This is a genomic window from Mucilaginibacter sp. P4_A11 (assembly GCF_056402535.1).
On sequence record NZ_JBFUHE010000013.1, the window covers coordinates 139,770 to 153,242 of the forward strand.

Consider the following 13,473-nt stretch of genomic DNA (forward strand, 5'->3'; position numbering starts at 1 on the left):
TATGAACAAGAAAATATTAATAGTCGAGGACGAGTCACTGGTGGCGTACGATCTGAAATTAATATTGACCCGTGCCGGTTACAAAGTTTGCGGCATTGCAGATTCTGTAGCCGAAGCATTAGAGATCATTGAAGAGCAAAAACCGGAGATGGTATTGCTGGATATATTTTTAAAGGGAAACCTGAACGGTATTGACCTCGCCAAAACCCTTACCTCAAAAAATATAGCATTTGTGTACCTGTCTGCTAATTTCCAGGAAAGCATCCTGGAGAAGGCAAAAGCTACGCAACCTTATGGCTTTTTGGTAAAGCCATTCCGCGAAAAAGAGTTACTGATAACCCTTGATGTTGCTTTTTATCGCCATCAAAACAGTATTGAATCAAAACTACGCCAGGAGCAGGCTTTGGAACAGGTATTTAAAAACATTATTGCCGAGCCTATAAACTGGAAGCAAAAACTGCTGAAGATAGCCATGAGTATCCAGCCGCATGTTCCGTTTGATTATTTAACTATCACCATGAAAAATTGGATGGGGTTCCCTGATAACGCCCTCTCGTTTTTGCGTACAGGGTTTGATGAGTACCAGGTGATAGGTACAGATGAATTTGTAAATATCACAAAGACAAATAAAGCCCAGTTAAAGCAAATGCAGGAGAGTAGCCCAATGGCAACTAAAACAGGATTTTATAACGCGGCTAACTTTACAAAAATTTGGCCCGAATTTCCTGTTAAAAAGCTCATTGCCCACGCTTTTAATATGCAATCGTTTTTGGGGGTGCCTTTGCTCACCTCAAGTGGGGATATTATCCATTTTTCATTTTACAGCCGTAAAACTGATTGTTATACCAATGATCATTTGGTTTTGTTAGATCGACTGCACAGATCGTTATTGACTACAGTGGAGGAGATCATTCCGTTTGATGCCCCCGAGCCAACAATAATCAGGGGTGATAAATTATCCCAGAATGAATTAAGTGAGAAAAACAAAGCCGCAGGTTTTAAAGATATTATAGGCAAAAGTCATCAGATGCTCACCGTACTTGACCATATTGGCATTGTAGCCCCGCTTGATACATCGGTTTTGGTTTTGGGCGAAAGTGGGACAGGCAAGGAGCGGATAGCCAAAAGTATTCATTATCTGTCGGCCCGTAAAAACAAACCTCTGGTAGTAGTAAACTGTGCCTCCATGCCGGCCACATTGATTGAGTCGGAATTGTTTGGGCACGAAAAAGGCGCCTTTACCGGAGCTGTTGAAAAGCGTACCGGAAAGTTTGAACTGGCCGATGGCGGTACAATTTTTTTAGATGAAATAGGTGAAATGCCTGCCGAACTTCAGGTTAAGCTGTTGCGTGTTTTACAAGAGCAGGAAATCGAGCGCATTGGGGGCAAGGGCCCCGTTAAGATCAACGTGCGTATAGTCGCGGCCACTAACCGTAACCTGGAAAAGGAGGTTGAGGAAGGCCGCTTCCGGCTTGATTTATATTACAGGTTGTTTGTGTTCCCGATCACCATTCCGCCGTTAAGGGAACGTAAGGATGATATTCCTGTATTGGCTAAGTATTTTTTAGATCGGTATGCACAAAAAAGCGGTAAAGCAATAACTGGCATTTCGCCCAATGTGATGAGTCAGCTGCTTGAATACCACTGGCCGGGTAATGTACGTGAGCTGGAGCATTTTATTGAACGCAGTATCCTGTTAACCGATGGCCCGGTAATAAAAGATGCCTATCTGCCTAAATTACAAGGGAAAAAAGAAAGCCCTGTTTATGCAGAAATAGTAACCGACAGATTGAAAACCATTGATGAGCATGCCCGCGATCATATTTTGGACGTGTTGAAACGTTGCAATGGAAAAATAAGCGGCAAGGACGGTGCCGCTTCCAAATTAGGTTTGCCACCATCAACCCTGCACTCAAAAATGCAAAAGCTGGGCATTAAAAAGTGGGAGTGAATACCTTGTTGATGCGCTTAATTTTGATGTGATCGAGAATTAAGAGAATGAGAGATGGTATCATAAATCAAATTGACCACCCCTGGCGTTGTGTTACCTATAAATTGAAATTTAGCAGATAATATTTATATAAAAAGGGGGTTAACATGTTTTTTGAAAAGTAAACTCTTAATTTTCTGATTATTAACTATATAAGCAAATGTTAGCCCTGAATTGTGTTAACCCTGTTAACCCCCATGTGTTAGCAGGTTGATGCTATTAGTGTTTACTCCCAACGCTCTATCATTTTGATAATTTACATCTCCCAAAATGATAGAGGTGGGTTTTAGTTAGGTAATGCCAATAGTTGTTTATGAGCTACTGAGGATGATCTTGAAGTTTTTGGCACAGGTTTAGTTTACTACCGGCTTTTAAATAAAGTTAAAAGCCATGGCAACATTTTATATCATACTTAAAATAACCTCTTTATTAGCAGTTATCATTCTTTCTATCTCCGGCCCCAAAAAGAAAAAAGTATCACCCAAAACTGAAATGAGCGGCCTTGCTGTAAACCCCGACGGCTACCTGGAGCATTTTAAAAATGCCCCTGAATACCATCAGCCGGTTGAATAATTATCAAAATAGCTTGTTTTGAAAATAGAAGCCTTTCATTTTGATAGGCTTTTTTTACGTCCCTATCCTTCGATAAAAATTAAAATCTTCATTTACACGGCCTAAACCTATAAATGGTATAAGTGTGCCACAACGGGCATTCTTTTGGCATTGGGGTATGTACAGTTATTCAACAAATCCGTGCTGATAGCTGAAATAAACATATAAAATGGAAGATGAACGAATTATTGTAAGGCCGGCTATCCCGGCCGATGTAGTGTTCGCCGATGAAATTATCAGGGAAATGGAAAGTTCGGCCATAGCAAGGGGCTCGGGTATTTCCAAAAGATCGGCAGCCTCAGTAATAGAAAAGATCGACGCCGGCAAAGCCATAGTTGCCGTAACGGAAAATGGCGAATGGGTAGGTTTCTCCTATATTGAAACGTGGGACGACGGGAAATTTGTATCCAACAGCGGCCTTATCGTATCACCGCAGCACCGTAACCAGGGTGTGGCTTCCGAAATTAAGAACAGCATTTTTAACCTTTCGCGTAGCAAATACCCCACCGCAAAAATATTCAGCATTACATCCGGCCTGGCCATTATGAAAATGAATACCCGCCTTGGCTTTGAGCCGGTAACCTATGCCGAAGTAGCACGCGAACCTCGTTTTTGGGATGCCTGCAAAAGCTGTGTAAACTACGATGTACTGCAAAGTAAAAATCGTTGCAATTGCCTGTGTACCGCCATGTTATTTGATCCTCAACTAAACTAATCAATCATGATGAAAACATTGAATGAGCAGCCTGTTACTTCCTTAATTGGGCACACGATGCCTTTAAATCCGCATTTCTTCAGCGAATCTGTTGTGCTGTTGCAGCACATGATCAAAACGTCATCGTTTAGCGGTGATGAAAGCGCGGTTGCCGATACTATATATCAGCATTTGATGAATTATTCGGTTAAGGTAAAACGGCAGGGAAACAATATCTGGTGCTATAATAAATACTACGATGAAACTAAACCGACAATACTGCTTAACTCTCATATGGATACGGTTGTGCCAAACGAGGGGTACACAAAAGATCCGTTTTGCCCGGAAATAAGCGAGGGGAAACTTTATGGGCTTGGAAGTAATGATGCCGGTGGCTGCGTGGTATCACTTATTGCAGCTTTCCTGCATTTTTACTGCTATCAGGGTTTGGGTTTTAATCTTTGCCTTGCCATTACTGCGGAAGAAGAAAACTCGGGCGAAAACGGTATTAAATCAATATTGCCGTTACTGGGTAAGTGTGAACTGGCCATAGTTGGCGAACCAACTTTACTGCAAATGGCCATTGCAGAAAAAGGTAATCTTGTTATTGATTGCATAAGTAATGGTCGCCCTGGTCATGCTGCGCGTGAGGAAGGCGATAATGCAATTCATAAATGTCTGCGCGATTTGGAATGGTTTAGCCTCTACCAGTTTCCGCAGCAAATGAAGGGGTTAGCGCCGGTGAAAATGACAGTTACTACCATCAAAGCCGGCTCCCAGCACAATATCGTACCGGGCAAGTGTGAGTTTACTGTTGATATCAGGCATGACGATACCTTTTCGCAAAATGAGATAGTTGATATTATTAAACGGAATGTATCGTGCCAGGTAAACCCACGCCCCGGCTCGCTGGGGGCTTCATCGGTATCTCCCGAACATCCGATAGTTAAAACGGGGATTGCAGTTGGTTGCAAAACCTATATCTCGCCCACAACATCCGACCAGGCCTGGTTATCTATCCCTTCGGTAAAGATAGGCCCCGGTGATTCGGCCCGTTCACATTCGGCTGATGAGTATATCTACCTCGAAGAGATCAAGAAGGGCATCAACTTATATGTACGGCTGCTTGAAACACTGCCGCTGATGCTCATCAATAATCCAAACAAATACAAAAATGAAATCAAGCATATTAATAATTGATGATGAGGTTAAACTCAGCGAGCTGATGGCCCGCATCCTGGTGCTGGAAGGTTATAACGTGATCCAGGCCCCCAATGCCAAAGCCGGTTTACGCTTCATTGAGCGCGAGGATATAAGGGTAGTATTAAGCGATGTAAAGCTGCCCGATGCCAATGGGGTTGAACTGGTGCAGCGCATCAAACAAATAAAGCCCTATATCGAGATCATCAATCTAACGGCATTCGGTACTATCAGCGATGGGGTGCTGGCTATCAAGAACGGGGCTTTTGATTATTTAACCAAGGGCGATGACAATGATAAGATCATTCCGCTGGTGAGCAAAGCGCTTGACAAAGCCAACCTGCAATACCACATCAATGAACTGCAAAACCAGGTTGAAACCCAGCACGGCTTCCCGATAGTGTTGGGACGATCTCCTGCTATACTGGAAGCAGTTGAGTTGGCAAAAAAAGTAGCCCGAACCGATGCCACGGTTTTGCTTTTGGGCGAAACAGGAACAGGCAAAGAAGTATTTGCCGAAGCCATTCATTATGAAAGCCTGCGTAAAGATAAGCCCTTTGTTGCCGTTAACTGTAGCGCGTTTAGCAAAGAGCTGCTGGAGAGCGAATTATTCGGTTACAAAGCCGGAGCGTTTACGGGAGCACTTAAAGATAAGAAGGGCTTGTTTGAAGAAGCCAGCGGCGGTACTATTTTTTTAGATGAGCTTGGCGAAATGAGCCACGATTTGCAGGCTAAACTGTTGAGGGTACTCGAAAACGGAACTTTTATTAAAATAGGAGAGACCAAAACTATTAAAGTAAATGTACGCCTCATCGCGGCCACCAACCGCGATCTGCAAAAGGAATCGGAAGAAGGGCATTTTAGGCTCGACTTGTTTTACCGCCTGTCCGGGTTTTCGATTGTGCTGCCGCCCCTGCGGGATAGGATAGGGGATATTGAGGTGCTGGCCCGACATTTCATCAAGCTGTACTCGGCCAAGGTGAAGAAAAAGCAGCCCGATGTGGATGAGACCTTTTTTAAGCTGCTTAACCAGCACAAATGGAACGGTAATATCCGCGAACTTAAAAATGTGATTGAGCGGGTGATTATTCTGATGGATGAACCTGTGCTAACGCCTAAACTACTGCCTAACGAATTTCACAACGGTGGGTATTATGACCTGGTAGCGCTTGACCTGGATAGTGTGGAGCGTCACCATATTCGGAGAATCCTGAAATATGTTAAAGGAAATAAATCTGAGGCTGCAAGGGTACTTGGGATTGGCTTAGCCACCTTGTACCGCAAAATTGAAGAGTATCATATTATCATGAACTGATCATGATGGATAATTAAAAAGAGGATGTCATGCTGAGCCTGTCGAAGTATGGTGGGCAGGCCTCTGCGCGCGACCCTTCGACAAGCTAGCCATGACATAATAAAAATAGGGGGTATGCTGAGCTTGTTGAAGCATAGTGGGCAGGGCCTCTGCGCACGAGTCTTCGACAGGCTCAGACTGACCGGCCCTCTTTTGCTATTTCACTTTTAGAGGCCCCGGATTTAAACAATCAGCATGACTATGTGATTAAGTCATTCCACTTCAGAGACTACGAACTCTTACCTGCTCAGCATGAGAAAATCATCATCTCAAAATGAAATGGATCATTCAGATATCCACAAATAAAAAATAAAGTAAAAACTAATAAACTGCTGATAATCAAAGCGGCCCCAAATATTGCAGCCGCTTTGGTATAGCAATTGGCAGGCGTGCCATAATTAACGCAGGCCGGGATAATTAAACTAAACACTGCAAACCATCCCGGCCGCGAACAAATAATCTCATATTCAAAATGAAAAAACTTCTCTTATTTATTGCTTTAGGCCTTACACTACTTTTAGCCTACGCCCAGGCAAACGCTGCATCTTTACCAGACAGCACCATTGTTAAAGACACCGTAAAAACCAAACCCGAACCATTTGCCTTTGGCGATTTTACCTGGCTTAACGGCAACGACCGCCGTCACAAAGCCCTGCTTGATACTAAATATTTTACAGGCCGTTTCCTGCTTGATTTTAATTACACCGCATCAAATAATAACCCGATAGACCATACTGTGGTTGGTTCAACCGCCCTCGCCCGCGACCACGAGTTTGAAATATCTACAGTAGCTTTCGGCGGTGATTTTCATTACGATAACGTGCGTGCCAGCTTACTGACCCAGTTCGGTACTCGGTCTACCGTAGTGCCTCGTAACGACTTTAGTGTCACCCGCGGGCAGTTTGACCTTACTACGGCTTACCGCTACCTGAGCGAGGCCAATGCGGGTTACCACTTCAATGTATTGAATGGCATTAACGTTGATGCCGGTATCTTCATGTCGTACGTAGGGTTGTTCTCGTATTATAATGCCGAGAACTGGGCATACCAACCATCGTTCACCAGTGATAATACACCATGGTTCTTTAACGGTGTGCGTGTACAGATCTTTGTATCAGACAAACTGAAAATCGAACCTTGGCTCATCAACGGCTGGCAATCATACGGTATGTTTAACAGCAGGCCGGGTATTGGTGGTCAGATCCTTTGGCGTCCTAAAGAGTGGCTGCAGGTATTAACCAACAACTATTACGGTGCCGATACCCAGGATAAACCCGGCCGTAAACGTTTCCATACCGATAACAGCGTGGAGGTACGTTATTACAAAAACACAAATAAAAACAGCTTTGTAAACAGCGCAGCTTTCTCCATAACAGGCGACCTTGGCGATGAAAAAGGTGATGGCGTTAACGGCTTCACATCTGATCCGGTTAAGGGCCCTGCCCAATATTTTGCAAGTGCCATGTTTTACCACCGTATGGTAATGGCTAAAGGTCATTTAGGTTGGACTTTTGGCGGCGGTGTGATGAATAACCCCGGCCGTTACCTGGTGCTTTACCCAACCGGCGATGCAAACCCGATACCGGCAGTAGGCACAGGCGCTGTAGGTACACATCCGTTTTCGGCTAATCCCGGCGATAAATTTAAAGCTTATGATTATTCAACCACTGTCGATCTGATGCCTAACGACTACCTGACATTCAGGATGGAAGTTGTTCACCGTCATGCTAATGTGCCATATTTTGCCGGTCACGGAGGCGTTACCTCGCCCGATGGTTACAATACCACACCATTGGATGGCACCAACTTTACCCCAGATCTGGTAAACTCAGAAACAAGATTTATAGCTGCCCTGCTGGTTCGCTTTTAAGCAGCCGGCAGATTATATAAACGTACTTTAAAACCGCGATAACTTATCCCGTTTGGATTGTAAGGGTAGGTTTAGTAAAGGTTGGAGGCCGGGTTTTGCCGCCCGGCTTTTTTATGCCCTTAATTTTTTAATAAATAGTAAACAAAATGAAAAATTCAATTAAAATGATCATCATCATGATGCTGATCGGTATACAGGCAAACCGCCTTATGGCACAAAATGAAAGTGTAAAAGCAGGGATTTATTTAACTGCACAGGATTACAAAGCCGGTAAACTGAGCTATGTACCCGAAGTTGGTACGAAACTAAAACTCAATGATTTTTTAGGTGGTAAGCACATCAGCCTTACCTCCGGAGGGAAAAAGATCAGGTTATCGAAAAGTGAAATCTTTGGTTATCGCGATGGGGGTAAAGATTACAGGCTTTATCAAAATGAAGCATACGAAGTGCTTGATACAGCGGGCTTCACGCTTTACTGCCATGCGCAGTTAATTCCGCAAGGTAAAGGTTATACCCGGACTGAGAATTACTTTTACAGCACTGGTACTGCCACGCCTGTTTTAAATTTAACCATAGCAAATGTGTACAGGAGTTTTCCGGATCAAAATGATTTCAGATACAGCATCCGCAATTACTTTCATGGTGATGCCGACCTGATGGCTTATGACAGTATTAACCGGGAGTATCAGATAAAATACCTGTATTTTGAGCATCAGCGCGCAAAAGGCACTCAACATGCATCCTTATAAATAAATTAACTATTGATTTCCTAACTAAACAGCAAATCCCGGCGCGAGGCCGGGATTGTTTACTTTTCTAAAGCCTGTTTAATGTCTGCTATTAAGTAATGAGGATCTTCCAGGCCAATGTACATCCTGATCAACTGATGATGGCCGTTATCGACCGAGTATTCAGTCTCACTAAATGAGGCAATGGCCGGAACAGCAAGGCTTTCATGTCCTCCCCACGAAACTGCAAGGAGGATATGCTGCAGGCTGTTGCAAAACTTTTCAATCTTACTAAATGAACTGTTTTTTAAGGTAATACTAAACAGTCCCCCACAACCCTGCATTTGCTGGTTAACTAATTCGGCCTGTTTAAACTTAGGGCTAAAAGGCCAGATCACATCTTCTACAGCCGGATGGTCGGCAAGCCATTCTGTAACGATCCGGGTGCTTTCAAAACTGCGCTGCAGGCGGAGCGGCAACGTTCTTAAACCCCGTAAAAGCAGCCATGCCGAATGGGGCGACAGCGCCGGGCCTGTGTTCATGAATTCGTGTTCAAAAAGCCTTTTCAGCATAGCCTTGCTGCCGGTAAGCACACCCGCTACCACATCTGAGTGACCGCCTATGTATTTTGTTGCCGACTGCGCTACCAGGTCAACCCCCATACTTATTGGTTGCTGGTAAAGGGGGCTGCAGTAGCTGTTATCAATCATGGTTATGATACCTCTTGATTTGGCAAAAACGGTTACCTTCCTGATATCTTGTAGCTCATAGCAAAAAGTATTAGGGCTTTCAAGATAGATTAACCGGGTTTGCGGAGTTACGGCTTTTTCAAAATTTTCAAAAACTGTTCCGTCAATAAATGTGGTGGTGATGCCAAATTTAGGTAAAAAGTCTTTGAATAGTTTAATGGTCCAGCTGTATAGGTTATCTACAGCTATAATATGATCGCCCGATTTTAACAGCGATAAGATAGGGACGCTTATGGCGCTGATGCCGCTGCTGAATAAAAGGGCGTCCTCGGCCCCGTCTAACGCGGCAAGTTTTTTTCTAAGTATATTTAGTGTTGGGTTTTGCCCCCTTGAATATAGGCTGCTTTCAAATTCATCACTCATGGCTTGCCTAAGCCCTGCAACGTCTTTAAAACTGAAGTTGCTTGATTGCATAATTGGCGGCGAGACGGCGTTAAAGTAATTTTCTCTTTCCTCCCCAAGTTCATTTAAAATAAATGACAAATCCATAGTTAAAGTGTCGTAATAGGTTTTTGGCTTCGTTTTGTGATATAGTAGATAATAAGGCCCGCAATAAATGCACTGATGCATATTAAAGCAGCCTGCGGATTTTCAATAAAAATGCTGATAGTAACAAACCAATAGGTGATAATAAATATGATAGGGATAACAGGGTACCACTTCATAATATAGATTCCTGTATTGTTAAGCTGTTTGGTTTTGCGCCGTAAAATGAAGATCGTAATAGCGGCAGTTGAAAGGCCAATGGTATCAAAGAACATTACATAGCTTAATATGGTCTGAAACGAGTTTGCAACAAATAAAATAACGAGCACTGCCCCAACAAAAAAGCTGAGGCCAAACTCTTGTACCTGGGTTTGGCTGTTTACCCTTTTAAAACGGGCGGGCAATATGCCATCTTCGGCCATGGCATAGTAAACACGGGGATTGGCCATGATATTTACATTGACAAAAGCCAGCACCGAAACAAACATCAGCAGGGATACTATTTTATAACCCGCAGCGCCAAACAAAACGCCTGCAAGTGTTGCCGCAAGTGTTGTTTTGTGCTGAAGCCCGCTGATGCCTAAAACTGAATAATAGGCAAAGTTGATAAGCATGTACAATGATATCACGGTAGTTATCCCAAAAAATATAGCTTTAGGGATATTGATTTTCGGGTTTATAATATCGCCTCCAAAATTTATAGTTTGCTGATAACCGCCATAGGTAAAAAATACAGCTACCAGGCTTATTCCGAACGCACTTATGTTGTTATTAGTATGATACGCAATAACTTCTTTGGCGGTATGTATGTTACCTTTGAACACCGCGGTGCACAAAATCAGGATCATACCTATTTTAAAGAGGGTAAGTACATTTTGAGTGCGGGCACTCATTTTAATGCCCAGGTAATTGATAATATATAAAATAAGCACAGAGGTTATGGTCATGATCTTGATGCCCGTATCATTTTGCAGACTTTGGGGCATAATAACGGGATTAATGTATTCTGCGCCAATGAGCGCTACAGCAGCAACCGAAGCGGCATTGCTTATTACCAATACCCAATTGATCATAAAAGCAAAAGCCGGGTGAAAGCAGTATGAAAAGACCTTATAAAAGCCACCCGTAGTAGGATAGCGGGCCCCGATTTCGGCAAAGGTTAACGCTCCGCACAGGCTCACTGCCCCCCCAAGCAGCCAGGCCCCGAAATATAAAAAAGGCGTGCTCGAGTTTTTTGCCACTTCAGCCGGTGCCGCGAAAATGCCCATGCCTATCACAAGGCTCACAACAATCATTGAAAGATCAAAACGGTTAAGTTTTGGCGTTATGCTCATGTACTTTTAAAATATCAATTAATCAGGGTGAACACAAAATCTAAATTTAGCATTAATTCATTATTAATTGAGTTGATAAAAGCTTTTATTAAATTCATAGTGAATTTTTATTTTTTTAATGCTGTGACCTGAAATTGACGCTTGTTTTTACAGTTTTGTAACAAATTGTTGTTAAACCGGTCAAAAATGGAAGTCATAAGCTATATTTACCCTGCCGGTTTAAAGTGTTTATATCGTAAGGTTAAAATATTGGCAGTTAGGTAAATAAAGTTGCTATTTTTAACCGAAAAGTAATAAAAAAATAAATTTTTGATAGAAGAGCCCTGTTTTTTTAATAATTACGGATCGAACATAAATTGACGAAATATTTAAAGCGGTGAATGAACTAAACCTTAAACCTTGAATTTGATAAACGATGATGAAAAAAAAGATATCCATTAAGGATATAGCCAAACTTACCGATACGTCAATTACTACTGTTTCATTTGTTTTAAATGGCAAAGGCCGTATTAGCAAAGAGATCAGCAAAAAAATATTAGATGTAGCCCAAAAAAACGGGTATGAGCCTAACCGTATGGCGGTTGGTTTGCGTACCGGTGTTTCAAAAGTTATAGGGCTGATAGTGGAGAGTATTGGCGGACCATTTTTTGGGGAGATGGCCAAGGTGATAGAAGAGGAGGCCGAAAAAGGGGGTTACCGTATCATATATTGCAGTACCAACAATAACCTGCAAAAGGGTAAGGATATGATCAGGATGTTAAGCCAGCAATTGGTTGATGGTTATATTATTACCCCGATGAAGGGTTTGGAAAAAGATATCCAGAGCCTGGTTGATAATGAAAAGCCTGTAGTGCTTATTGATGGATATTTTCCCGGAACAAACATCCCGCACGTACTGGTTGATAATTTTGCAAGCGCCTATAACGCCGTTGATTGCTTTGTAAGATCAGGATATAAAAATATCGGAATGGTAACCGCCGATCTGGGGCTGATCCAGCTTAATGACCGAAGCCTGGGCTATAAGGCGGCTTTAAAGGACAATAAGCTGAAGGACAGTAGTAAAATGGTTTTAAAAGTTCCCTTCGATATGGATAAAAACGAAGGAGTTGAGGCCGTTAAAGCATTTATTGACAAACAAAAACAGATGGATGCCGTGTTTTTTACTACCAACTATCTGGGAACTATGGGCTTACAGGCCATTAAAGATCTCAAGCTCCAGATCCCTGAGGACCTTGCTGTGATAAGCTTTGATGATAATGAGGTGTTTAGCTTGTATCCACCAGGAATTACTACCATACAGCAGCCTACCTATGATATAGCAAAGTCGGCAATTGATATTTTAATGGCGCAGATCAACACGCACAAGCTTGATGCGTCAAAAATTGATCTCCAGATCCCCTCAAAACTGATTGAACGGGGGTCTACTTTATCAAAAGTCTCAGCTTAAAAATATGTTTAGTATTGGTAAACAAAATTCGAAAAACTTTTGGTAAAACGTTTTATTTAATTAGCTTTGGATTTATATGCTGCCAAACCAAAGGTAGTGTGGCAAGAGATCATCTCTTAATAGTTCAAACGCTTCATAGTTCTTTTCTAATAATATTGTTTAATTAATACTAACGCCTGTTGTTTGAAGAGCAGCGGGCGTTTATTTTTGCAGGATGGATAGTAATAATATTACAAAAGAATGTGCTTTTAATGATAAAACGTTTTATCTATATTTGGACGGTTTCAACTACTATCATTCGCAAAAACCAAAACTATTCATGAAAAAAATATTCGTCTTATCACTACTCTTTATTTCGTGTTCGCTTGTCCAGGCACAGGATGTTTTTAAGCAAAAGGGCTACCAGGTAACTTTTATCAATAAGGATGCTGCATTTAGCACCGATTTGAAAGACCGACTGATTAAAACTTTTTTTGAAGTGTATCCTAAACTGGCAAAAGAGTACAACAAAAAAACATCAAAAAAAGTAACGTTTGTTATCGACACTGCTTATGATGGCGTGGCTGCTACCGGGAATGATACCGTAGTATTCAGTGCAAAATACATGACTAAACATCCAGGCGATATCGATGTGGTTACGCACGAAGTAATGCACATTGTACAGGCCTATGGTAACAGCGATGGCCCGGGTTGGTTAACCGAAGGGATTGCCGATTATGCCCGCTTTAAATTTGGTGTCGATAATGCCGGTGCCAAATGGGCCCTGCCTGCATTTAAATCCACTCAAAACTATGATAATGCATACCGTGTAACTGCCCGTTTTTTGGTTTGGACCGAGAAAAATGTAAAACCCGACCTGGTAAAGACGCTTGATAAACAACTGCGCGAGCATACTTTCACCAGCGATAGCTGGAAAAACCTTACCGGTAAAACTGTTGATGAATTGTGGGCTGCTTATGCAGCAAATCCTGCTATTTAACGTTGATTTACTTATATACCTGTAACAAAT

11 protein-coding genes are annotated in these 13,473 nt (G+C 42.3%); 9 read left to right on the forward strand and 2 right to left on the reverse strand.

Annotation, left to right across the window (positions count from 1 at the left end):
- Position 1: 1 nt before the first annotated feature.
- The 7 genes from AC1DUD_RS22855 to AC1DUD_RS22885 all read left to right on the forward strand — a co-directional run bounded on the left by AC1DUD_RS22855 (position 2) and on the right by AC1DUD_RS22885 (position 8,469).
- Complete coding sequence (locus AC1DUD_RS22855) at positions 2 to 1,951, forward strand: sigma 54-interacting transcriptional regulator (protein WP_477378690.1); 1,950 nt, start codon at positions 2 to 4, stop codon at positions 1,949 to 1,951.
- Between the two features lie 429 nt (positions 1,952 to 2,380).
- Complete coding sequence (locus AC1DUD_RS22860) at positions 2,381 to 2,563, forward strand: hypothetical protein (RefSeq protein ID WP_477378692.1); 183 nt, start codon at positions 2,381 to 2,383, stop codon at positions 2,561 to 2,563.
- Between the two features lie 208 nt (positions 2,564 to 2,771).
- Complete coding sequence (locus AC1DUD_RS22865) at positions 2,772 to 3,317, forward strand: GNAT family N-acetyltransferase (protein ID WP_477378695.1); 546 nt, start codon at positions 2,772 to 2,774, stop codon at positions 3,315 to 3,317.
- Between the two features lie 6 nt (positions 3,318 to 3,323).
- Positions 3,324 to 4,496, forward strand: coding sequence for a M20/M25/M40 family metallo-hydrolase (locus AC1DUD_RS22870; RefSeq protein WP_477378697.1), 1,173 nt, complete (start codon positions 3,324 to 3,326; stop codon positions 4,494 to 4,496).
- A complete protein-coding gene (locus AC1DUD_RS22875) occupies positions 4,471 to 5,811 on the forward strand; it encodes a sigma-54-dependent transcriptional regulator (RefSeq protein WP_477378699.1) in 1,341 nt (446 codons plus the stop codon). The genes AC1DUD_RS22870 and AC1DUD_RS22875 overlap by 26 nt, the downstream gene beginning before the upstream one ends.
- A gap of 511 nt (positions 5,812 to 6,322) precedes the next feature.
- Entirely contained in the window at positions 6,323 to 7,720 is a 1,398-nt protein-coding gene (locus AC1DUD_RS22880) for an outer membrane beta-barrel protein (RefSeq protein ID WP_477378701.1), read from the forward strand.
- A 146-nt stretch (positions 7,721 to 7,866) separates the two neighbouring features.
- The gene (locus AC1DUD_RS22885) at positions 7,867 to 8,469 is read left to right on the forward strand and encodes a hypothetical protein (RefSeq protein WP_477378703.1); all 603 of its coding nucleotides are present in this window, start codon (positions 7,867 to 7,869) and stop codon (positions 8,467 to 8,469) included.
- A 59-nt stretch (positions 8,470 to 8,528) separates the two neighbouring features.
- Here AC1DUD_RS22885 and AC1DUD_RS22890 read toward each other — a convergent pair whose 3' ends face one another.
- Positions 8,529 to 9,686, reverse strand: coding sequence for a trans-sulfuration enzyme family protein (locus AC1DUD_RS22890; protein ID WP_477378705.1), 1,158 nt, complete (start codon positions 9,684 to 9,686; stop codon positions 8,529 to 8,531).
- Positions 9,687 to 9,688: 2 nt separating this feature from the next.
- Positions 9,689 to 11,017, reverse strand: coding sequence for an APC family permease (locus tag AC1DUD_RS22895; protein WP_477378707.1), 1,329 nt, complete (start codon positions 11,015 to 11,017; stop codon positions 9,689 to 9,691).
- A gap of 415 nt (positions 11,018 to 11,432) precedes the next feature.
- Between AC1DUD_RS22895 and AC1DUD_RS22900 the strand changes: the two genes are divergently transcribed.
- Together AC1DUD_RS22900 and AC1DUD_RS22905 are read left to right on the forward strand one after the other, a co-directional pair.
- On the forward strand, positions 11,433 to 12,464 hold the full coding sequence (locus AC1DUD_RS22900; protein ID WP_477378709.1) for a LacI family DNA-binding transcriptional regulator: 1,032 nt from the start codon (positions 11,433 to 11,435) through the stop codon (positions 12,462 to 12,464).
- 319 nt (positions 12,465 to 12,783) lie between these two features.
- Positions 12,784 to 13,443, forward strand: coding sequence for a basic secretory protein-like protein (locus tag AC1DUD_RS22905; protein WP_477378711.1), 660 nt, complete (start codon positions 12,784 to 12,786; stop codon positions 13,441 to 13,443).
- Positions 13,444 to 13,473: the final 30 nt, after the last annotated feature.